The organism is Fusicatenibacter sp., from assembly GCF_977045365.1.
This window is the reverse complement of sequence record NZ_CDRRUH010000054.1, coordinates 1-21,725: the sequence shown is the minus strand read 5'-3', so window position 1 is coordinate 21,725 and position 21,725 is coordinate 1. Positions and strand designations below refer to the sequence as shown.

At 49.6% G+C, this 21,725-nt stretch carries 24 protein-coding genes, 1 tRNA gene and 1 riboswitch; of the genes, 21 read left to right on the top strand and 4 right to left on the bottom strand.

Annotated elements, in window-relative coordinates:
• Positions 1 to 147: 147 nt before the first annotated feature.
• Positions 148 to 224: transfer RNA gene (locus ACY2VW_RS11390), tRNA-Arg, on the bottom strand.
• 268 nt (positions 225 to 492) lie between these two features.
• Here ACY2VW_RS11390 and ACY2VW_RS11385 point away from each other — a divergent pair.
• The 5 genes from ACY2VW_RS11385 to ACY2VW_RS11365 all read left to right on the top strand — a co-directional run bounded on the left by ACY2VW_RS11385 (position 493) and on the right by ACY2VW_RS11365 (position 3,748).
• Positions 493 to 1,212 (top strand): transporter substrate-binding domain-containing protein, encoded by a 720-nt coding sequence (locus ACY2VW_RS11385; RefSeq protein WP_117761377.1) that lies wholly within the window; start codon positions 493 to 495, stop codon positions 1,210 to 1,212.
• Positions 1,166 to 1,606 (top strand): type 2 periplasmic-binding domain-containing protein, encoded by a 441-nt coding sequence (locus tag ACY2VW_RS11380; RefSeq protein WP_461878143.1) that lies wholly within the window; start codon positions 1,166 to 1,168, stop codon positions 1,604 to 1,606. Before ACY2VW_RS11385 ends, ACY2VW_RS11380 begins: the two co-directional genes overlap by 47 nt.
• The gene (locus ACY2VW_RS11375; RefSeq protein WP_461878144.1) at positions 1,582 to 1,890 is read left to right on the top strand and encodes a response regulator; all 309 of its coding nucleotides are present in this window, start codon (positions 1,582 to 1,584) and stop codon (positions 1,888 to 1,890) included. The genes ACY2VW_RS11380 and ACY2VW_RS11375 overlap by 25 nt, the downstream gene beginning before the upstream one ends.
• Before the next feature lie 174 nt (positions 1,891 to 2,064).
• A complete protein-coding gene (locus tag ACY2VW_RS11370) occupies positions 2,065 to 3,045 on the top strand; it encodes a DUF3878 family protein (RefSeq protein ID WP_461878142.1) in 981 nt (326 codons plus the stop codon).
• A 154-nt stretch (positions 3,046 to 3,199) separates the two neighbouring features.
• Positions 3,200 to 3,748: a histidine phosphatase family protein gene (locus tag ACY2VW_RS11365; protein ID WP_022461431.1), complete on the top strand. Its 549-nt coding sequence runs from the start codon at positions 3,200 to 3,202 to the stop codon at positions 3,746 to 3,748.
• Positions 3,749 to 3,779: 31 nt separating this feature from the next.
• On the opposite strand, the gene ACY2VW_RS11360 is transcribed toward ACY2VW_RS11365, so the two are convergent.
• Positions 3,780 to 4,694 carry a LysR family transcriptional regulator gene (locus tag ACY2VW_RS11360; RefSeq protein ID WP_022461432.1) on the bottom strand — a complete coding sequence of 305 codons (915 nt, stop codon included), beginning with the start codon at positions 4,692 to 4,694 and terminating at the stop codon, positions 3,780 to 3,782.
• Positions 4,695 to 4,977: 283 nt separating this feature from the next.
• Here ACY2VW_RS11360 and ACY2VW_RS11355 point away from each other — a divergent pair, with 283 nt between their 5' ends.
• The 4 genes from ACY2VW_RS11355 (at position 4,978) to ACY2VW_RS11340 (ending at position 8,614) form a co-directional block, all read left to right on the top strand.
• Positions 4,978 to 6,243, top strand: a complete 1,266-nt coding sequence (locus ACY2VW_RS11355) for an SLC13 family permease (RefSeq protein WP_349141964.1) — start codon at positions 4,978 to 4,980, stop codon at positions 6,241 to 6,243.
• A 105-nt stretch (positions 6,244 to 6,348) separates the two neighbouring features.
• On the top strand, positions 6,349 to 7,254 hold the full coding sequence (gene ttdA, locus ACY2VW_RS11350; RefSeq protein WP_022461434.1) for a L(+)-tartrate dehydratase subunit alpha: 906 nt from the start codon (positions 6,349 to 6,351) through the stop codon (positions 7,252 to 7,254).
• A gap of 15 nt (positions 7,255 to 7,269) precedes the next feature.
• Positions 7,270 to 7,902, top strand: coding sequence for a L(+)-tartrate dehydratase subunit beta (gene ttdB, locus ACY2VW_RS11345; protein WP_022461435.1), 633 nt, complete (start codon positions 7,270 to 7,272; stop codon positions 7,900 to 7,902).
• Positions 7,903 to 7,939: 37 nt separating this feature from the next.
• Positions 7,940 to 8,614 carry an FUSC family protein gene (locus ACY2VW_RS11340; protein ID WP_022461591.1) on the top strand — a complete coding sequence of 225 codons (675 nt, stop codon included), beginning with the start codon at positions 7,940 to 7,942 and terminating at the stop codon, positions 8,612 to 8,614.
• A gap of 64 nt (positions 8,615 to 8,678) precedes the next feature.
• On the opposite strand, the gene ACY2VW_RS11335 is transcribed toward ACY2VW_RS11340, so the two are convergent.
• Together ACY2VW_RS11335 and ACY2VW_RS11330 are read right to left on the bottom strand one after the other, a co-directional pair.
• Positions 8,679 to 10,004, bottom strand: a complete 1,326-nt coding sequence (locus ACY2VW_RS11335; RefSeq protein WP_461878141.1) for an MATE family efflux transporter — start codon at positions 10,002 to 10,004, stop codon at positions 8,679 to 8,681.
• 164 nt (positions 10,005 to 10,168) lie between these two features.
• Positions 10,169 to 11,005 (bottom strand): AIM24 family protein, encoded by an 837-nt coding sequence (locus ACY2VW_RS11330; RefSeq protein ID WP_461878140.1) that lies wholly within the window; start codon positions 11,003 to 11,005, stop codon positions 10,169 to 10,171.
• A 195-nt stretch (positions 11,006 to 11,200) separates the two neighbouring features.
• Between ACY2VW_RS11330 and ACY2VW_RS11325 the strand changes: the two genes are divergently transcribed.
• From ACY2VW_RS11325 to ACY2VW_RS11270, 12 genes are all read left to right on the top strand, one after another.
• Positions 11,201 to 11,770 (top strand): GNAT family N-acetyltransferase, encoded by a 570-nt coding sequence (locus ACY2VW_RS11325; protein ID WP_117802714.1) that lies wholly within the window; start codon positions 11,201 to 11,203, stop codon positions 11,768 to 11,770.
• Positions 11,767 to 12,324 (top strand): hypothetical protein, encoded by a 558-nt coding sequence (locus ACY2VW_RS11320; protein ID WP_461878139.1) that lies wholly within the window; start codon positions 11,767 to 11,769, stop codon positions 12,322 to 12,324. Before ACY2VW_RS11325 ends, ACY2VW_RS11320 begins: the two co-directional genes overlap by 4 nt.
• Positions 12,311 to 12,916 carry a class I SAM-dependent methyltransferase gene (locus tag ACY2VW_RS11315; RefSeq protein ID WP_461878138.1) on the top strand — a complete coding sequence of 202 codons (606 nt, stop codon included), beginning with the start codon at positions 12,311 to 12,313 and terminating at the stop codon, positions 12,914 to 12,916. Before ACY2VW_RS11320 ends, ACY2VW_RS11315 begins: the two co-directional genes overlap by 14 nt.
• Positions 12,917 to 12,929: 13 nt before the next feature.
• A complete protein-coding gene (locus ACY2VW_RS11310) occupies positions 12,930 to 13,346 on the top strand; it encodes a hypothetical protein (protein WP_461878137.1) in 417 nt (138 codons plus the stop codon).
• Positions 13,347 to 13,387: 41 nt separating this feature from the next.
• The gene (locus tag ACY2VW_RS11305) at positions 13,388 to 13,798 is read left to right on the top strand and encodes a peptide deformylase (protein WP_022461821.1); all 411 of its coding nucleotides are present in this window, start codon (positions 13,388 to 13,390) and stop codon (positions 13,796 to 13,798) included.
• A 43-nt stretch (positions 13,799 to 13,841) separates the two neighbouring features.
• The gene (locus tag ACY2VW_RS11300; protein WP_461878136.1) at positions 13,842 to 14,078 is read left to right on the top strand and encodes a maltose acetyltransferase domain-containing protein; all 237 of its coding nucleotides are present in this window, start codon (positions 13,842 to 13,844) and stop codon (positions 14,076 to 14,078) included.
• A 104-nt stretch (positions 14,079 to 14,182) separates the two neighbouring features.
• Positions 14,183 to 14,357: riboswitch (Lysine riboswitch) on the top strand.
• 185 nt (positions 14,358 to 14,542) lie between these two features.
• Entirely contained in the window at positions 14,543 to 16,021 is a 1,479-nt protein-coding gene (locus tag ACY2VW_RS11295; protein ID WP_117510525.1) for an alanine/glycine:cation symporter family protein, read from the top strand.
• Positions 16,022 to 16,138: 117 nt separating this feature from the next.
• Complete coding sequence (locus ACY2VW_RS11290; RefSeq protein ID WP_461878135.1) at positions 16,139 to 17,755, top strand: amidohydrolase; 1,617 nt, start codon at positions 16,139 to 16,141, stop codon at positions 17,753 to 17,755.
• Between the two features lie 260 nt (positions 17,756 to 18,015).
• Positions 18,016 to 18,654: a metal-dependent hydrolase gene (locus tag ACY2VW_RS11285; protein ID WP_158579817.1), complete on the top strand. Its 639-nt coding sequence runs from the start codon at positions 18,016 to 18,018 to the stop codon at positions 18,652 to 18,654.
• A 255-nt stretch (positions 18,655 to 18,909) separates the two neighbouring features.
• Positions 18,910 to 20,169, top strand: a complete 1,260-nt coding sequence (locus tag ACY2VW_RS11280; protein ID WP_461878134.1) for an AfsR/SARP family transcriptional regulator — start codon at positions 18,910 to 18,912, stop codon at positions 20,167 to 20,169.
• Positions 20,166 to 20,516 carry a winged helix-turn-helix domain-containing protein gene (locus ACY2VW_RS11275; protein WP_461878133.1) on the top strand — a complete coding sequence of 117 codons (351 nt, stop codon included), beginning with the start codon at positions 20,166 to 20,168 and terminating at the stop codon, positions 20,514 to 20,516. The genes ACY2VW_RS11280 and ACY2VW_RS11275 overlap by 4 nt, the downstream gene beginning before the upstream one ends.
• Positions 20,517 to 20,683: 167 nt before the next feature.
• Positions 20,684 to 21,725, top strand: a 1,042-nt coding sequence (locus ACY2VW_RS11270; RefSeq protein WP_461878132.1) for a phospho-sugar mutase, incomplete at its 3' end; no start/stop codon positions are given.

The window sequence follows — 21,725 nt, the reverse complement described above, 5'->3', positions numbered from 1 at the left end:
AAATTTCTGAAAAGCGTTCGAGTCCAATTAGCAAATATACATCATGCGGCGTATAAAAATCTCCCGGTAACGGAAGTGAAATTACCGGGAGAAGGAGGAACAAAAAAACGCTGCAAACCCCGAAAAAAGGCTTGCAGCGGTGCTTTCTGGCGTCCCAGAGAGGATTTGAACCTCCGACCCCACGCTTAGGAGGCGTGTGCTCTATCCAACTGAGCTACTGAGACATTTGTTGGTTTTATTCAATTTTCACTGCTCGAAGGAATCGAACAATCTGCCGCTTAGGAGGCGAGTGCTCTATCCAGCTGAGCTATGACGACACATGCCGCAAACCCTTGATTTTACTGGGTTTCTGGGATTTTTCCCTTCGGCCATATATAAGATTATCAACTCTTTTTCGAGTTGTCAATCTACAGATTTTTTTTGATTTGGTAACATTAGAACGTTCCCCAATTTGGGGAATGCCTCGGCTTTCTCTTAGGAGGCGGACGCTATATCCTACTGAGCTACAGAAACAAGAATTATAAATGTTTCAGCCGGGTCAGCAACAAAAATATTATACTATATTTTTGCTGCTTTTTCAAGACGAAACACATACTTGCGATTCCGCAGTTTACTTCAGGAATTTTCCATTGTGAGTACCTGATAAATTCTCTTATAGGCTTTTTCATAGGTCCAGCAGCAGCCTTCGACAGCTATCACATGCAGGACGAAAACGGACTGTGGAGCGGATATGGATATGAGATGATGCAGGGCATTGCCAAATATATGCAGTGTACGTTTTCCTACGTCGGATACGATAAGACGGCGAAGGAATGTGAGGAGATGCTGCAAAATGGAGAAGCAGACATTTATACGGCTGCCAAAAAGATACCGGAGCGCGAGGAGGAGTTTGCATTTTCCCGCCATCCGGCGATCACCGCATTTACGAGCATGAACGTGGAGACACCGAACTGGCGGTCTGATCTGTACAATAAATATTACGGTTCCGTGGAAGTGAATACTGATTACACGGCAGAGGAAAAAGCGCTTCTTTCCCAGCTGAAAGAGAGCGGCGCCGTGATCCGCGGCGTGATGAATCCGGACGGAAATCAATACTCGTGGTATGAAAACGGGGAGGCAAAAGGAATTGCGGCGGCGCGGTGCGTCGGGAAAACTGCAGAGAATAGTGGTAATCGACGATGGTGTGACGGTCAAAGAAATCCTGAACAATGAATGGCCGAATGCAGAAATTGTGTCGGTGAAAGATACGGACGAATGTGTGCAGAGACTGGTCAATGAGAATGTGGACGGTGCACTGCTGATGACCTACACAGCGCAGAAGCTGGCAAGAGATGATACGCAGAACCGCCTCCGCGTGGAAGTTGTGCCAGGTGCATCGATGTCCCTGCGGATGGGCGTACTCTCAGAGGTTGACCGGAGTTTCTACGGTCTGTGGGAAAAAACGCTTTACAACGTATCACGAAAGAGCAGAGCGGAAATTGTGCAGAGCTATGTGGAAGATGTGGAGACACCGACCATCATGGCGTATCTGTTTGACCACCCGCTGTATCTGGTGGCACTGATTGCAGGTGTGCTGCTGTTCTGCTTGCGGAGGATAATGCACTGAATGCAGAGGTTGCGACGGAGCTGCTCGGAAGCTTCGGCCTTGTCGTGGACTGGGCGGAGAATGGTTCCAAGGCCGTGGATCAGTTTGAAGCGTCGGATCCGGGAAGCTATTTTGCGATCTTCATGGATATGCAGATGCCGGTGATGGATGGCATCGAGGCGATGAAAAAAATTCGAAACAGTGTGCGTGAGGACAATGATGTTCCGATTTTTGCGATGACAGCAAATACTTTTGCAACGGACCGCAAGCGGTGCGCGGACGCGGGCATATTCCGAAACCGGTGAATTTAAAAGAGATTCAGACGACGCTGGACGAGAAAGTGCGGACGGCATGCGCCGGATAACGGGACGGATTAATAACAGAAAAATTTGGAGAAGGGGCTCTACTGCTTTGGATTGCAGTGGAGCCTTTTTATGGTGTATCATAGGAAGTAAAAGAAAACAGGGGAGAATCACGGAATGGAAATTGCAGAAAATATCACATGGACCGAGGAACTGGAAAGGCTGGATGTGCTTCTTTCGCAGGGGCAGTTCGAGCTGCTGCTTCCGGGTGAGCGGTACGGGGGAGGAGAAAAGGAGATCTGGCTTGTCTATCTGATGAACGATGCGGCAGAGAGCTTTCTCGTTTTTCATGACGCGGAGCTGACGGGAACGTATCAGAAGGAATACGAGGGAGAAATAGATGCCGCACTGGAAAAAGACGGGGAGCAGTACGTTCTGATCGTGCGGCAGAAAGAGACGGTGTGCACGCTGTTTTTCAGCCGCCTTTCACTGGAAGTGCATCTGTTTGATTACGGAAAAACGGGTCATTTCTGGGTGGACGGATACGAGTATCTGCGGCAGATTGAGTTCCGTATTGCGATCCTGCGGGACAAGCTGGAATACCTCGGCGAGGCGTTCTGCACCGAGGAAGAAATGCGTCTGGCATCGCTGGCCAATTTCCCGCCGCTCAATTTCTGTTGCTACCCGGCCGTGCCGGATCAGTATCTCGTACCGTCATGCCCATGGTGGGAAGCGACGGAAGAGGCAATTACGGAGATGAAAAAACTGGCATCGGAGGCAGGCGATAAAGTGCTGCTGCGGTATCTTGCACTTTATGAAAAATGGCAGGGAAAACTCCTCGCAAAACAGATCGCAAAACTGCTGCATACGAGCCGCCACGCGAAAGTCGTGGATTTACTGGAAAAAAAACTGGCCCGCGAAGCACAGAATTACCCGAAACGACGCTTCACTGGCGAAGAAGGAACCCAGATCCGAAAAATCCAGGAGCAGGCAATGAAACAGAAAAAGATACTGGAAGCCGAAGGAAAACGCGCATCATTGCTGCGCGAGGAGCCATTCTTTTATGCACGGGATTCGGTGGAATATAAGGCCCATCTGATGATCTGGGGAACGAAAGGGAAAGACCGGGTTGTGGAGGTTGAGACGTTTAAAATTTGAAAATGAATTAAAGAAAAGGTACAAAAAGTGAATAAAATAAGATTCATCTGGTGGAAATGGAGTTTTTAAAAACAGTTCATTGCGGCAGATGCGGGCTTGTGATATTCTGAAAAGAAAGAAACATTTGACGAGGATAAGCAGGAGGAATCATTTCATGGGACATTTTTATTTTGTGCGTCACGGGCAGACGATCTGGAATGTGGAGAATAAGATCTGTGGGGCGACGGATATTGCATTGACGGAATTTGGGCATCAGCAGGCGGTTGAGACCGGGGAGAAAATCCTGAAAGAGGGGATTCAGGCGGATGAGATTCTGTATTCCCCGCTGGTTCGTGCGGCAGACACCGCGAAACATATTTCCGAGATGACCGGCATCCCGGCGCGGCCGGAGCCGCGGCTGACGGAGCAGAATTTTGGAAAATGGGAGTCCACAGCACGCGATGGAGCGGACTTCAAAAAGGCGAAGGAATGCTTCGCAATGAGCCACGAGGGCGGCGAATCGACTCTGCGGCTGGCGCAGAGAATCTATAATCTGCTGGATGAAATTCGGGAAGAATCCGATGAAAAAACGTATATTCTCGTCGCACACAACGGCATTGCGCGTGTCGTGCAGTCGTATTTTCACGATATGACGAATGAAGAATATGCGGCATTTGGTGTGAAAAACTGTGAGATTGTACGATACGATTTTCCAGAGAAATAAAAAAAGATTACAGAAAACGGCGGGGATATATTCAATCCCCGCTCGTTTTTTTGTCCGATGGAATCAACGAATGCATCTGATAATACTTTTTTGTAAAAGAGATCAGCGTCTGCATATCGCTGCTGATGTATCTGCTTTTCTTCCATATCATGCCGATTTTCACTCGAATTGGTGTCTGCATCGGAATGCCGATGATTTCCGGAAATTTATCAGTCATGCTGGAATACAGAAAACAGGCATAGCGGCCCGTCTTTAAAAACTGCAGTGTCGTGTAAATCTGGCTGCTCCGCATGATGATATTCGGTGTATACCCCTCAAGTTCGAACCGCAGCTTCAGGAGCTGATTCTGCACCGAGTCAGCATTAAAGAAAATTAAGGGCTGTTTTGCCATATCCTGAATGGAAACCACTTCTCTGCCTGCCAGGGGGTGGTTTTTTGCTACACAAAATACGACCTGGTCATCCGCAAGAACGGCATGGTGAAATTTATCAATATTATACTGTTCCATATTGACAAGCGCCAGATCCAGTGTGTCATCCTGCACCAGATTACAGGCACGGACCGAACCATACTCCTCAAGAGATACCGCAATTTCGGGATGCTCTTCTGAAAAAGCGAGAAGAAGCTCGGGAAAAAAGACGGTGCTCAGCATCGGCGGAATACCAATGCGGATCGGCGGGCGCACACGGGAGAGATTGGAATAATCCGCCTGCAGCTCATTGCAGTACTGGAGAATATAATTTGCTTTCTGATAAAATTCCTCCCCTTCACGCGTCAGAATTAACTGATTTCCCTTTCTGGAAAAGAGACTGACGCCGAATTCAATTTCAAGATCACGGATAGCAACCGATACGGTCGGCTGCGTCACGTACAATTCCTCGGCCGCTTTTGTAATACTGTGGCACCGGCTTGCCATACAGAAGTAACGAAGCTGATTTAAAGTCATTTTTCCCCTCCAAATGTTCGTTGAGACAACATTATATTACCATTAAGATACCATAGAGACGTAAATGTTTCTATATTTTTTTTCGGTTTCCCGCAAAACAAGGTAAAAATGCACAAAAAAAGAGCCCCTGTTTTGCGAATATAAAAATTTTTTATGGGGTCATGTATTCCACCAATTTGTTTTTTAACCAGTACACGACGTATAATACAAGTAACAAAAGAAACGTGTTCGGCCGATGCTTTTCAAGAAAAAGAAAACTGAAAAAACGAAAGGAGATTTGGGAATGTCTCAAACCACAATCACATTGCTGTTTCTGGTATTTGCGATTGTCAGCTTCATTCTGGAGAAAATTCCGCTGGGTCTGACAGCTTCGATCTGTGCGCTTGGATTGACTCTCACCGGAATTCTGGATGTATCAACGACTTTCTCTCAATACGTAAACAGCAACGTTATCCTCTGCGTCGGCATGTTTGTTGTCGGCCAGGCACTTTTCGAGACGGGAATGGCAAACAAAATCGGAGGACTTGTAACCCGCTTTGCCAAAACCGAAAAAACACTGATCATCGCCATTATGGTAATTGCCGGCGTGATGTCCGGATTCTTATCCAACACCGGAACCGCTGCCGTACTGATCCCGGTTGTCTGTGGAATCGCAGATGAGTCCGGTTATTCCAGAAGCCACCTGCTGATGCCGCTTGTATTCGCGGCAGCCCTCGGCGGAAACCTCTCTATCATCGGAGCGCCGGGAAATTTGATGGGCGTCAATGCACTGCAGGAGATGGGAATCAAAACCAGCTTTTTCATGTACGCGCCAATCGGAATTCCGATGCTGCTGATAGGAATCCTCTACTTCGTCTGTTTTGGATATAAACTTCTTCCGCAGAATCAGAACGAAGCAGCCCAGAACCTGGAAGAGCAGAAAGATTTCAGCAATGTTCCGAAATGGAAACAGATCATTTCACTTGTTGTTCTGATCGTTGTAATTTTCGCTATGATTTTCGAAGAATTAATTGGAATCAGCATTCAGCTTTCCGCCTGTCTTGGCGCACTCTTTTTGGTGCTGACCGGGGTTCTGACAGAAAAAGAAGCGTTGAATTCCATTGACTTAAAAGTAGTTCTCCTCTTTGGAGGCTCTCTTTCCCTGGCAAAAGCACTGGATGTCACAGGGGCAGGAAGTATGATCGCCGATAAAATCGTCGGTCTGCTCGGATCCAATCCAAATCCGATTCTGCTTCTCCTGGTAATTTTCCTGGTAACCTGTGTACTGACCAACTTTATGTCAAATACAGCCACTACGGCACTTATGATTCCGATCGCTGTTTCTCTTGCAAACAGCCTTGGAGCAGACCCGCGGTCCGTTGTGATTGCAACTGTTATCGCCGGTTCCTGCGCGTATGCAACACCAATTGGTATGCCTGCAAACACGATGGTAGTCGGACTCGGAGGCTATAAATTCAAGGATTATGTAAAATCCGGCCTGCCTCTGATCCTCGTATCCTTTGCAATCTGCATGATACTGCTGCCCATCCTGTTTCCTTTTTATCCATGATAAGCATTCCTTCGCATAAACAGGTATCACACACCACAAGGGGCAGAAAATTCCTGCCCCGCACCACAAAGTTCACTCATGAAAATCATTCATAGGAGGTATATTATGACAAACGAAAATGGAGTAAAAGTTTTAACAGACATGGTAGCTGATTTTGTTGCCCACATCGGCAAAAAGCTGCCGGACGATGTAGTTGCAAAGCTGGAGGAGCTGGGCTCCCAGGAAACAGCAGCGCTTCCGAAAGCACTGTATGAGACGATGACCAAAAACCAGAAACTGGCGGTGGAATTAAACCGTCCGAGCTGCCAGGACACCGGCGTGCTTCAGTTCTGGCTGAAATGCGGAACGAATTTTCCGTACATCAATGAACTGGAAGGCCTGCTGAAAGAGGCTGTTGTACAGGCTACCTTTGCAGCACCGCTCCGCCACAACTCGGTAGAGACTTTTGATGAGTACAATACCAAGAAAAACGTAGGAAAAGGAACCCCGACCGTATGGTGGGATATCGTTCCGAACAGTGACAAATGCGAAATCTACGCTTACATGGCAGGCGGCGGATGTACGCTTCCTGGAAAAGCGATGGTTCTGATGCCAGGTGCAGGATATGAAGGAATCACCGATTTCGTACTGGATCAGATGACAAGCTACGGCTTAAATGCGTGTCCTCCGCTTCTTGTCGGCGTTGGAGTTGGAACATCCATCGAAACCGCAGCATTAAATTCAAAGAAAGCGCTGATGCGCCCGATCGGTTCCCACAATGAAAATGCAAATGCAGCAAAAATGGAGCGTCTGCTGGAAGACGGCATCAATGCCATCGGCCTTGGACCGCAGGGAATGGGCGGAAAATATTCCGTTATGGGTGTAAACATTGAAAACACCGCCCGCCATCCATCCACGATCGGCGTTGCCGTAAATGTGGGATGCTGGTCCCACCGCCGCGGCCATATCGTGGTAAATCCTGATCTGACAGTAACTTGTGATACACATTCCACCTGGAAATTTAATGCATAAACGGAGGTACGAATTATGATCGAAATTAGAGGAGATAAAAAAGTTCTGATTACACCGGTAAGCGCAGAAGACCTGAAAGATATCCACATCGGAGATATTGTTTGGCTGGACGGCGATCTCATGACCTGCCGTGACGTTGCACACCGCAGACTCGTTGAGTACGGAAGAGAGCTTCCATATAATATCAAAGACAAGGCAATTTTCCATGCCGGCCCGATCGTACGGAAAATTGAGGGAACAGAAGATGATTACGAGATGGTTTCTGTCGGACCGACTACTTCCATGCGTATGGAGAAATTCGAGTATGAATTTACAAAACTGACCGGCGTACGTGTCATTGTCGGAAAAGGCGGCATGGGTCCGAATACCGAGCGTGCATGTAAAGAATTCGGTGCCATTCACTGTGTCTTCCCGGCAGGCTGCGCGGTTGTTGCCGCGACTGAGGTGGAAAGAATTGCAGAGCATCACTGGGATGAACTGGGAATGCCGGAGACGTTATGGTGCAATAAAGTAAAAGAGTTCGGTCCGCTGATCGTTTCTATTGATGCAGAAGGACGCAACCTGTTTGAAGAGAACAAAGTTGTTTTCAACGAGCGCAAAGAGGCTGCAAAACAGGCAATTTATCCGGAAGTGAAGTTTATCAAATAATTTATCAAATAATAAGAGTTTTTGACAGGAGCAGCCTATGGGACCACAGGAAATGCTGGACCGGGCGGAGGTGAAAAATAAGTGGCAGCTCACGCCGCTGAAGGATTTCAAATCACCCCGTCTGACGGAACGCATGTGGCGGACAGCGGTGGTTGTTCTGCTGACTTCCCTGATTTATGAATATCTGATTCCCGGCGGCCGCAACCCCTGCTTTGCGCTGATCGGCGCAGTGTACGGGGTTGGGAGCCGGTTTGAAGAGGGATTCCACAATGGAATCAATCGCCTGATCGGAACGTTTGTGGGAGGAATCCTGGTCATTCCATTCTACATGCTGTATCAGAAACAGCCGTTTGGAATTCCGGCTTTTCTGTGGCTGGCGGCGGGGCTCTGCCTGGTATTGTGGTGCAATCTGGCACTGCAGGCGGACTCTGCGATCCAGCCGGGAATCGTGGTCTACTTTGTGGTACTTTACACAGTTGGTGAGGAACGAGTTGTTTTCTATACGCTTGCCCGGATTCTGGATACCGGCATCGGCGTACTGATTTCCCTTCTCTGCTATCTTTTACTGCCATCGAAATATGATAAAGAACAGGGGCTCTCGTTCCGGACCATGTGGAAGGCGACAAAACATGCGTTTCAGTCTTATAAGGATAAAAACCGTCTGTTCCGCGAGGATGAACAGAAAAACTTTGGAATGAAAAACAAAAAATAAGCAGGATGCAAAAAAAGAGATGATCTGCTCTGTGCCGGCAGATCACCTCTTTTTTGTATGGCGTTTATGATATTTTATAATATTTCGATGTATGCTGGCGGTAGAGCAGCAGCAATCCGCGGATGCAGAGCTCGATAGCCATGGCGATCCACATGCCGCGCAGGCCGAGCGGGGTGATGAGAAGCACCGCGAGACCGAGGCGGATGACCCAGATGCTGCCAAGGTTCAGAAGGCTTGGCACAAACGTATCGCCTGTTCCGCGGAGGGCTCCGGCGGCAACGATGGAAGCGCCGAAAAACGGCTCGGCGAGCAGTTCGATGCGGAGTACCTCGGCGGCAAACGAGCGGACCTGCGGGTCAGGAGTCAGAATGCTAAAGACGAACGGACAGAAGATCATCATCAGACCTCCAGTGATGGCCATCAGGACTGCGCCCATGGCAATGCAGATATTTCCGTAGCGTTTCGCCAGCTTGTAATTTCCGGCGCCGTAGCTTCTGCCGACGAGCGTTGTCGCGGCGGAACCGATGCCGTAGCCTGGCATGTAGCAGAGGCCTTCGGCGGTGACGGCGAACGAATTGGCCGCAATCGCAATGGAGCCGAGCGGGGCAATCAGCATGGTGGCAGCAACCATGGCGCTGTTCATCGCGATTTCCTGTACGGCAACCGGCACACCGATTTTGAATGCAGTTTTCAGAATTTTCGTATCAAAAACCGTTTTCTCCTTCCGGCGGAGACGCAGCCGCGGATTGCGGACACAACAGAACCAGGCACCCGTGAGGCTGATGACGGCGCAGGCCAGCATCGTTCCCATACCGGCACCCATGACACCGAAAACCGGAATCAAAAGAGCATTGAAAATGACATCGAGCACGCACATGACGGCATTTAAAATACTGGGTGTCACCATATCACCGCTGCACTGCAGGAAGGACGACATCAGCGAGTTGAGCTGGGAAAACGGAAGCATGATGGCAAACATCATAAAATAGAGCGTGGCATTCCGCCGGATCTCCTGCGCACCGCCGAGCCACCCCGGCAGCGGATGACTGATCAGAAGCCCGATCAGGCACAAAACAGCCGACACAACAAGCGCGGACGCGATGCCATGCCGCACAACATCCCTTGCCTTCTTGTCATGATTTCCCCCGATCTGATGCGCTACCTGAACAGAAAAACCGGCTGAAACCGCATAAATCGTACCGCTGAGGAGCCACGTCGTCGACGAAACCAGCCCGATCGCCGCCGAAGCATTCGCCCCAAGCGCGCCGACCATCGCGGAATCAATGTATTGCATCGCAATCGTAGTAATCTGTGTAAGAATCGCAGGCAGACTTAATCGCCCGACCTGCTGAATCTGCGGTTTCAGTTCAGTCCAGCTTATTCTATTCATCATTTTCTCCAGAACATGTATTTTATCGTATGGTTTTTCTTAAGAATGTAAAGATAAATGCGTATTTTACGCTAACATGTTTTGAAGAAAGTGTCAATCAAAAACGAGGTTTAATTTGACTTTTTTCTATGCGTATTAGGCATAGGGACGGAGAGGATTCGAATTTAATTTTCCGGCGGAAGGTTGTTCTTCACAGTGGGGTTCGCCTGGGTCGTGTTGGTTGCAGTCAGCAGGGAATCTGTCGGGGCGACCGGGCTCATGAGGACGCGGCCGGTTCCGCGGTAGACGTTGACGAGGCCTTCACCGCTGACGGCGGAGCCGACGAGGGTTCCGGTGGAGCGCTCTACGGTGAAATCAAGGTTGGAGGACCAGCAGACGGCGAGGTTTCCATCGATTTTCAGTTCGTCGTTTTCGAGTTCGACTTCGATCAGTTCGTCCTCAGGTACGTTGCTTTCGAGGGCAACGGCTCCTCTGCCGACGAGGCTCAGATTGAAGAAGCCTTCGCCGCCGAGGACAGCGGAGGAAATGCTCTTGCGGGCGGTCAGTTTGGTTTTGACTCTGCCGTCGCAGGCGAGGAACATGCCGTCCTCAATCGTCATTCCGAGGGAGCCCCATTTCTCGACATCCACAAGAATGATGTATTTGTAGGTCGGTTCCAGCACGAGATATCCGTCGCCAACGTACTCCGGTTTTACGGCAGATTCCTTTGTCATGGCGCCTTTGATGGCCTTTCCGAACAGGTCGCCGATCCCTTTGATTCCGGCGGTCGCCTGTACATGGCCGCCCATCCACTGCATCGCACCGGACTGGATAATCGCGGAGTGCTCCTTGTCCAGTTCAATGACAACCTGGTGGCGGCGCACATTCATTTTGCTCATGTAATACTCCTCCATGGCAGTCATCGGCGAGACGCTGGAATCCTGGAGATATTCCATGACGTGGAAATTTTCGATGGATTTGGTGAATTTCCGGTTTTCGTTTTCGAGATTTAAAATTTTCATAGGCACGTTCCTTTCTTTCATTAAGAAGAAAAATAGTGATCCGTCTTGTTTCTTTTATTATACAGGAAAGAAAGCAAAGAGCACAGAAAAATTTAGAAAAAAAGGAAATCTGGAAATCATGTTGTCCATTTTTCAGCGGAGTGATAAGATAAAGTTCAGAAAACGCAAGCAGTACGGTCAGAGGAGGAGTTTATTATGAGTACAATTACTGTCAGAGATGCAAAAATAGAGGATGCCGCACGCATTCTGGAGATTTATGCTTACTATGTAGAATACACCGTCATTTCTTTCGAGTGGGACGTGCCGTCTCTGGAAGAATTTGAGAACCGCATGCGTGATATCATGAAAAAATATCCATACCTCGTCATCGAGCAGGATGGAAAAATCGAAGGTTATGCATACGCACATGCCTTTGTCGGCCGCGCCGCATACGACTGGTCGAGCGAGCTGACCATTTATCTCGATCCCAATGCAAGAAAAGGAGGCCTTGGCCGGAGACTGTATGAAGAGCTGGCGGACCGTCTGAAAAAAATGGGCATTCTGAACCTCTACGCCTGCATCGGCTATCCGCAGGTCGAGGATGAATATCTGACGAAAAACAGCGCCGAGTTCCATGCACATCTCGGATTCGAACTCGTGGGAACCTTCCACAACTGCGGCTACAAATTCGACCGCTGGTACGATATGGTCTGGATGGAAAAAATCATCGGCGAGCCGCACGCGGGACAGCCGGCAGTAAAATCATATAGTGAGATAAAAGAATGAGCACAATAACAACGTATACAAGAAAACATTTTGACCCTGTGCATCCCGCCCAGGAACTGCTCTGTGTGGAGGATTTTGCGCATGCGCTGCCGATGGTCTGTCGCGGAAACGGTCATGTGACGACGTTCTGGTCAGTGGGAGAGCACTGCATCTGCTGTGCGAAAGAGGCGGCCGCGCGCGGCTATTCCCGGCGGCTGGTGCTGGCGTGCCTTCTGCATGACGCGAGCGAGTGTTACATGTCGGACGTGCCGCGGCCATTAAAGCAGGAGATGCCGCGGTACCGCGAGATCGAGGACCATCTGCTTTCGGTGATTTATGAGAAATATCTTGGCAGTGATCTGACGGCGGAGGAGCAGCGGATGATGAAACAGATCGACAATGATCTGCTGTGGTACGATCTGACAAATCTGCTGGAGGAACCGCAGGCGGGGGATGCGCCGAAACTTCACATCACGCTGGACTACACGGTGCGGCCGTTTGCTGCAGTGGAGAAAGAATATCTGGAATTATTTGAACAGTATCAGTATCGGGAGACGGGCGATGAGAGAAGATAAAAACGAGAACCGCTGGGACAGATTGCTTCAGATCCACACAATGGGGCGGGACGACAGCCGGTCGGATCTGTACCGGTATCCGTATGAGCCGACCCCATACTGCGTGCTGGAGCGGATGGCAAACACAGGGATGATCCGAAAGGGAAATACGCTGCTCGATTACGGATGCGGAAAGGGCCGCGTGGATTTCTTCTTATCGGCGCAGACCCGGTGCCGGTCCATCGGTGTGGAGTATGATGACCGGATTTATGCGAAGGCGGTGGAAAATAAAAAAGCGGCGGTCTCCGGCGCGCGGACAGAGTTTGTGCTGGAGAGCGCCGAAAATTTTCCCGTTCCTGCGGAAGTGGACCGGGTGTATTTTTTTAACCCGTTTTCGCTCGAAATTTTAAGAAAAGCAATGGCAAGACTGCTGGAATCGTACTATGAAAATCCGCGGGAGATCCAGTTGTTTTTCTATTACCCGTCGGATGCCTATATCTCGTATCTGATGACCGTGCCGGAACTGGAATTTCTCGATGAGATCGACTGTATGGATCTGTTTCCGGGCGGGGACAGCCGGGAGCGGGTTGTGATTTTTACGATAGCAGAGTAAGGGGGATTTTTAAATGAAATATCAGGTAGTGCGGATCGACGAAGACATCGATTTCGGCTGCGAGGAACGCAGCGCCGATGAGCCTGTCATGGCAGTTGTTGTGTTACAGGATGAAAACGGGAACGAATCGCGCATCCGCCAGGAGGATCAGATGCTGTATGACCGGAACATCGAGGAGGGCGATACCGTCATTCTGAATGAAAACGGCGAATTGCGAAAAGCACTCTCCGGTGATTGGACGCAGAACTGTGATTCGAAAAATGTAGATACGACAAAATTCGTCAACATGATGCAGGTTGTCAAAGCCGGAAAACAGATCGACTGGATCTGCCCGTTCTGCGGCGGAAAAGTAGAACGACTGGAGCAGGAAGGCGGAAAAACCGTGATCGGATGCACATCGTGCGATATGCGGATTCAAATAGAAAATTAAACGATTTCGGCCTTTAAGGCCGAAAGAGAAAGGAAACACAAATGGTAAAACCAATTATGAGAGACGTTCTCTTCCTCGGACAGAAATCCATCCCGGCGACAGAGGAAGATCTGCAGGTGGGAAGAGATCTGCAGGACACACTGGCAGCAAACCGCGAGGCATGCGTCGGCATGGCGGCAAATATGATCGGCGTGAAAAAACGCATCATCATCGTAAACGCCGGATTCCGAGACATCATCATGTTCAACCCGGTGATAGTCCGCAAAAGCGGCCCCTACGAAACAGAAGAAGGTTGCCTCTCCCTGCCAGGCGTGCGGAAAACAAAGCGGTACCAGAACATCGAAATCGAATACTACGACTGGAATTGGAAAAAACAACGCCAAAAATTCACCGGCTGGCCAGCCCAGATCTGCCAGCATGAGATGGATCATTTGGAAGGGATACTTATTTAGATCCTACAGCAGACAGGAGGACGGTATGACAGACAGAGAATGAATGGTAAAAGGAATCATTTACAACCCGAATGTGGAAGATCCGGCCAAAGAGCAGTCCGGCTATATGGAGCGTCTGTGGGAGTTCAACCAGCTGAAGCCGTCAGAGGGAGACAAGAAAGTCAAATATATGAAGGAAACTTTCGCAGAAGTCACCATCGTTTCAGGCGTCACAATCGGCGAACACGACCGCGAGTATTTTTACCGGGACGAAAAAATCGACGGGGAGAATCTCAAATAAATCGGGACAAATTTCGAAAATATAAAATTTTTGTAAAATAATGTCGAAAAAACGATTGACAAGTGGCGAAAAGAAACATATGATAATACCTGTCAATATACATATTCGGCAATAGAGGCGCGAAGGCTAAGAGTAGCTGTCCTGAGACAACGGGGTCTGGGACGGGCAGGGAAAGGAGCATTCGCCGAAACGGGGCAGTTCCCGAAAAACTGTCTGCGTTGGGGTACAGTCGAACAGGCTGTGCACTCTCACCGTACTGGTGGAGGAGCTATTGCTTCATGAACGTAGATTTAATGGAGCAGTGGTGAAGACCGCTGCTCTTTTTATTGTACTGCAGTTGGAACCGTGACAAAAGGTTCCAGGGGTGGAAATCTGTTTGGTTGGAGAACGAAAGACGAAACGGGTGTTACAGGATACGTCTGAAGAAAACTGTTGCCGGAAAAGAAAAAAGGGAGGATTTTGACATGATAGCATTTCTTAACTGGCTGGACGGTGTCCTTTGGGGCGTGCCGCTGATCGCGCTGATGATTCTGACCGGTCTGTACTTTACCGTTCGTTCTGGATTTTTCCAGTTCCGTCACTTTGGCTGGATTATGAAGAGAACCGGCGGAAAACTGTTCCAGAAAGAAGACAAAGCAAGTGAAGGAAAGGGTATGCTTTCCTCGTTTGAGGCGATTTCGACCGCTATCGGCGGTACCGTAGGATTCGGTAATATCGCCGGTGTTGCAACTGCAGTTGCAGCAGGCGGCCCGGGAGCCATTATGTGGATGTGGCTTTCGTCTCTGCTTGGTATGATATTAAAACAGGTTGAGGTTACCCTCGGCTGCTACTACCGTCACACCAACGAAAAAGGTGAGTACTACGGCGGTCCGACTTACTACATGGAGTGCGGACTTGGCGAGGAGCGCCACTGGGGCAAGCTGTGGCTGATCCCGGCGCTCATCTTCGGCATCGGTATTTTCTCCACCTTCTTCGTAACCTCTTCCAACCTGACCGCATCTCAGGTCGTAGCCGGTGCGTTCGGTATTGAGAATATCAATCTTGGAAGCTTCAAAGTAGAAGGCGTTATCGTGATGGGCGTTCTGCTCTGCATTCTGACCTATGTCGTTACAAGCGGCGGTACGAAGAAAATCGCAAGTCTGTTCAGCAAGCTCGTTCCATTTATGAGCGTTCTTTATATCTTGATGGGAATTGGCATGATCATCATCAACATCAACCGCGTTCCTGGCGTATTTGCAGCCATCGTAACAAACGCATTTACCGGAACAGCAGCGATCGGCGGTTTTGCCGGCTGCGCAGTCAGCGAGATTATCCGTGTGGGTATGGCGCGTTCCGTATACTCCAATGAGGCTGGATGGGGTACTTCTCCAATGATCCATGCTTCCGCAAAAACACCGCATCCGGTAGAGCAGGGTCTGTGGGGATCTTTCGAGGTATTCTTTGATACCATGGTTATCTGTACGATCACCGCACTTTCCGTTATCTTAAGCGGAAACTGGACCGACGGAACGAACGGCGGAACACTTGCTTTAAGTGCATTTGCAAGCGGATTCGGCAAATTTGGAAGCATCCTTCTGGCAGTCATCATGGTCATTTTCACTGTAACGACTTCCGGCGGATGGTTCACCTACTATCTGGCAATTCTGGAGCATCTGTATAAAAAAGAAGGCAAGATGAAAGATATCGTCATGAAAATCTTCTACGCAGTCCGCGCTCTGCCGGGCGTACTGTGGACGATCTATCTGGTAAAGACAAACAACCAGGGCTTTATCTGGACTGTCGTTGATATCACATCTGCGATCCCGACCTTCGTCAACGTAGCAGTGATCCTGATTCTCTCGAACCAGTATTTCAAACTGCTGAAAGACTACAAAGCAAGAAACTTCGGCCAGGGCACGGTAGACAAGAACGCCTGCCTGTTCTACGAAGAGAAAACGAAATAAAAAATATTCAAAAGCGAATCCAGACACGCATGAGAATGGCGTGTCTGAATTTGTATATTGCGCAAATGGGCAGAAAAGAATAGAATCAAATTTAGATGACAGTAGGAGGATAATGATATGAAAACAATTTACAAAAACGGAGCTGTCTACACCGGAAAATTGCCGCTTGTCGAAGCGTTTGCAGTAGAAGACGGCAAATTTGTTTTCGCCGGAAGCAGCGCAGAGGCAGATGCCCTTGCAGCAGCCGGCGACAAAGTTGTAGACCTCGGCGGAAAATTCGTCTGCAGCGGTTTTAACGACAGCCATATGCACCTTTTAAATTACGGAAGCTCCCTGCTGAAAGCGCAGCTTGCCGCACATACCGAAAGCCTGGAAGATATGCTCGCCTGCCTCGACACCTTCCAGAAAGAGCATCCGCGAAAAGACGGCGCATGGCTGATGGGCCGCGGCTGGAATCAGGATTACTTCACGGACGTGGACCGCATGCCGAACCGCTACGATCTTGACCGCGTATCAACCGAAGTTCCGATCTGCGCGACGAGAGCGTGCGGCCACTGCCTCGTAGTCAACAGCAAAGCGCTGGAACTCCTCGGTGTCACAGCAGATACCCCGCAGCCGGAGGGCGGAGAGATCGGTATGGAAAACGGTGAGCCGGACGGAAGATTCTTCGACAATGCAATGGAACCGGTTTACGACAGCATTCCGGTGCCGAGCAAAGAGGAAATCAAAGATATGATCCGAAGCGCCTGCAAAGCCCTGAACAGCTACGGCGTCACCAGCAGCCAGAGTGATGATTACTGCGTTTACCGCGCCGTTCCGTGGCAGACCGTCAATGAGGCATACAAAGAACTCGAGGAGTCCGGCGAGCTGACCGTCCGCGTTTACGAGCAGAGCAACTTTACCGATCTGGAATCCTTAAAAGGTTTCGTTGAGGCTGGAAATGTGACCGGCGTCGGCACAGAACGCTTTAAAATCGGACCGCTGAAAATGCTCGGCGACGGCGCACTCGGTGCGAGAACAGCATTCCTCAGTCGCCCATACGCAGACGACCCGTCCACCTGCGGAATCCCGGTATTCACCCAGGAAACCATGGATGAGATGATCGGCTACGCCAATGCACACGGCATGCAGGCTGCAGTTCACACGATCGGTGATGCGTGCCTCGACCGCGTGTTAAGTGCCTATGAAAAAGCCCTTGCTGAAAACCCGAGAGAAGATCACCGCCACGGCATCGTGCACTGCCAGATCACAAGAGCCGATCAGCTTGAAAAAATCGCGAAAATGCATCTTCACGTTTACGCACAGAGCATCTTCCTCGATTACGATAACCATATCGTAGAGGAGCGCGTCGGCAAAGAGCTTGCGAGCACAAGCTACAGCTGGAAGACGCTGATGAACAACGGCGTCTCCGTCAGCAACGGAACTGACTGCCCGGTAGAGCTGCCGGATGCCCTCGCCTGCATGCAGTGCGCTGTCACAAGAACAACGCTGCGCGACCACGTCGGCCCGTACCTGCCGGATCAGAAATTCACCGTACAGGAAGCACTCGACAGTTACACGATCCGCAGCGCCGAGGCAAGTTTCGAGGAGAACGTGAAAGGCCAGATCGCAGAAGGTATGATGGCAGACTTCGTCGTACTGGGTCAGAATCCGTTTGAGGTGGATGAGAGCACGATCAAAGACATTCCGGTGTGCCGGACGTATCTTGCTGGTGAACTGGTATATGAAGCATAAAGATATAACTCAAATGAGTGATAAATGTCAAATGAAAATTCATACAATGAAGGGAAAAACGTGAAATAAGATAACCTGGAAATAGTATGGAACAAAGGCAGAAACAGAGGAGAACCTCCTGCGGCGATGAACGGTCGCAGGAGGTTCTTTTTTGATCCTGATAGGACCATACGGTCGTAAAAGAATCGAACAAATGGTTGCATAAAAGGACGGGAATGTGCTATGATAAAGGAAATTTTACGAAAGGAAAAAACAGACAAATGCTTGGAAGAACACATTTTTTTATTGGAACAGCAGCGGCACTTGCTGTTTTACAGCCGCAGACGGTTCCCGCGCTTGTGGCCGGTGCCGGGGCTGCCGCGATCGGCGGTTTGATCAGTGACATTGATGTCGGCACTTCACAGGCGCACCGCGATGCCGATAAGATCATTACGGCAACAGTTGCAGTTGCGGTGCTCACAATTCTTGCGGAGTATAAACTGAATCTTGGAATTTACCGCCGCCTCACAAGCGACAGCAGCGTGCTGCGTCTCCTCGCCGGAACGGCAGCATTTTTGCTGATCTGCGCCTATGGGAAACAGCAGCCGCACCGCTCCTTCATGCATTCATTTGCGGCGCTGGCATTGCTGACGGCGTGCGTGGACATCATCTACCCGGATGCGTCCGCTTATTTTGCCGTGGGCTTTCTGTCCCATCTGGTGCTCGATTTTTTCAACCGGAAACCGGAAAAGCTGTTCTGGCCCTGGAAGAAGGGATTCTGCCTCGGATTCTGCTCAGCACGGGGACTTGTGAACCGCGCACTGCTCGGGTGCGGCATGGTATCTCTTGCTGTAGTACTGGTGCTCTCGGCGCCTGCAGGGCGGCTGATGGCTAAAATCATGCGGGCAATTTACGGATGAGATGGGATTGACAAAAAGATAACAAGACAAAAGAAGAAAAAGCAGGAATTTTTCGGTGTTAAAGTTAATATTTTATACATTTTATAGTAGGATTTTTGATTAAAATGATGTAAAATAGAAAACAGAAATCCGGCGTCCGTAATTGTTTTTGAAATGAACGAACAGGGAACCGCCGGCCCGTTACCGCAGCCGATTGCGGAGCGCAGCGCAACCGACAACAGAGATTAGAGCACAACAGGCAATACAGGAGTTAGTATGAACGAAGAAATGAAAAACCAAACAGAACAGTTACCGCTTTTAAAAGTACACATGATGGGAAGTTTTTTCCTGGAGTACGGCGACCAGCCGATTTCCTTCCGGAAAACAATGGCAACAAAATCGATGAGACTTCTGCAGATTTTCCTCTATAACAAGGACAATGGAATTTCCAGAGGAAGACTGTTGGAGAGCACATACGGAAGAGAAGATGTGGCGGACGCGGCAAACAGCCTGCGTGTCGGCGTACATCGCCTGAAAAGAAGCCTTGTCGAGGCAGGACTTCCGCAGTTTGAGTACATTTATACACAGAAAGGCGTTTACCACTGGACCAGCCCGATGCCGGTCGAGGTAGATGCGATTGATATCAAAAATAAGATCCTGGAAGCAGGAAAAGAGACGGACGAGAAAGCGCGCATGGATCAGATGATCGAAGCACTGGAGCTGTACACCGGAGAGTTCCTTGCAGATTTCGGCGAGGAAGAGTGGGTACAGGCGGAGCGTGCGCAGCTGAAAAAAGTATATTCCGATGCACTGAAAGAAGTAAGTGAGTATCTTCTGAAAAACGAGGAGTTCGATGAGCTGCAGAAACTGACTTCTGTTGCTTCCGAACTGTATCCGTTCGACGAGTGGCAGGCAGTCCAGATGCAGGCGCTGATCGGCCTGGAGAGATACAAAGAGGCCATGAAACTGTACGAGCAGACCTCGAAACATTACTTTGAAGAGCTTGGCGTTACACCGAGCGAGAAACTGGTGGAGCAGTACCGCTATCTGGGAAGCCGCATGGGCAGCAGGCACCGCGTGATCGAAGAGGTACAGGCAGATCTTCAGGAGAGCCCGGGAGAAAAGGGCGGAGCATTCTTATGTTCCCTCGCCGGATTCCGTGACTGCTACCGACTTGTTTACCGTATGTCCGAGCTGAACGGACAGATGCCGTGGCTGATGCTGTGCACCATTACAGACGGAAAAGGTTACCCGGCAAAAGGCGGTCCGCGCCTTGACCGTATGTCCGAAAAGCTGCTTGAGGTAATGAAACGCAGCCTGCGTCATTCCGATTTCTTTGCAAAATACAGCCCGTCCCAGTATGTGATTCTGCTGCAGGGCGGCAACCAGAGAGGATGCGAACTCGTCTACAAGAGAATCAGCGAGCGCTTCTCCGAGGAGAAAAAAGGCTGGGCAAAGAATCTGAAATACAGTGCACTGCCGGCAATTCAGACCGAAAAAGAGCTTGAGTTCTTAGAAGGAGACGATGTTTTATGATTCGCGTACAGCTGCCTGGAAGATTCCGCATGTACGATGAAACACGCTGCCTCAACGAGGAAGCGATTCATTCTCCGATGATCACAAAGCTGCTGGTTTATATGATCTGCAACAAAAACCATATCGTAACACTGGAACAGTTAACCGAAGCACTCTGGACGGATGAGAAGAGTGAAAATCCGTACGGAGCACTGAAAAATATAATGTACCGTCTGCGCGGAACGCTGCGGAAGGTATGGCCGGTTAAGAGAGGATCATGCCTGCTATATGAAGGCTGTCATGGAACTGACGAAAAGCCTGGAGCACCGCAGACCGCAAAGGAAAAGTACAGGTTCTCAGTGATCTAAAAGAGCTTTATCAGGAACCAAGAGAATTAGAAAAAATAAATTAATTTTTAAGTTGACAGCAGACTAAACAAATGGTAACTTTAAGCTGTGATGAAACGAGCTTAAATCCAGAAAAAGTCTGCTGTCTTAAGTTAAATAAAGTACAACAGACAGGGAGGATAACAAACATGAGTTACAGAGAAGTATATGAAAAATGGTGCAATGATCCATATTTTGATGAGGCATCCAGAGAAGAGCTGAAAGCACTCGAAGGAAATGAGGCAGAAATCGAAGACCGTTTCTACCGTCAGCTTGAGTTCGGTACCGGCGGACTCCGCGGTGTCATCGGAGCGGGTACCAACCGCATGAACATCTACACAGTACGCCAGGCAACCCAGGGCCTTGCCAACTACATCATTTCCCAGAACGGACAGGAAAAAGGCGTAGCCATCGCACACGATTCCAGAAGAATGTCTCCGGAATTCGCACGCGAAGCAGCACTCTGCCTGAATGCAAACGGAATCAAAACGTATCTGTTCGAGTCCCTGCGTCCGACACCGGAGCTTTCTTTTGCTGTCCGTGAATTCGGCTGCATTTCCGGTATCGTCATTACCGCAAGCCACAACCCGAGAGAGTACAACGGATACAAAGTATACTGGGAGGACGGCGCACAGATTACACCGCCGCACGACAAAAACATCCTCGCAGAGGTAGCAAAAGTAACCGAGTTTTCTGCCGTTAAAACGATGGAAGAAGATGATGCAAGAGCAGAAGGCCTGTTCCAGGTCATCGGAACCGATTTTGATGACCGTTACGTCGCAAAATTAAAAGAGCAGAGCATTCATCCGGAAATCATCAAAGATGCGGCAAAAGATATGAAGATCGTCTACACACCGCTTCACGGAACCGGAAATGTGCCGGTACGCCGCGTTCTGCGCGAGCTTGGCTTTAATCAGGTTTACGTTGTAAAAGAGCAGAAAATGCCGGACGGAAACTTCCCGACGGTGGCTTACCCGAACCCGGAAGACGAGAAAGCATGGACACTGGCGCTGAAACTGGCAAAAGAAGTAGACGCTGACATCATCCTTGCAACCGACCCTGACGCAGATCGTCTCGGCGTTTATGCAAAAGACAGCAAGACCGGCGAGTACGTAAGCTTCACCGGAAACATGTCCGGTATGCTGATCGCAGAGTATATTCTGCGTGAGCGCACCAAGAACGGAACCATGC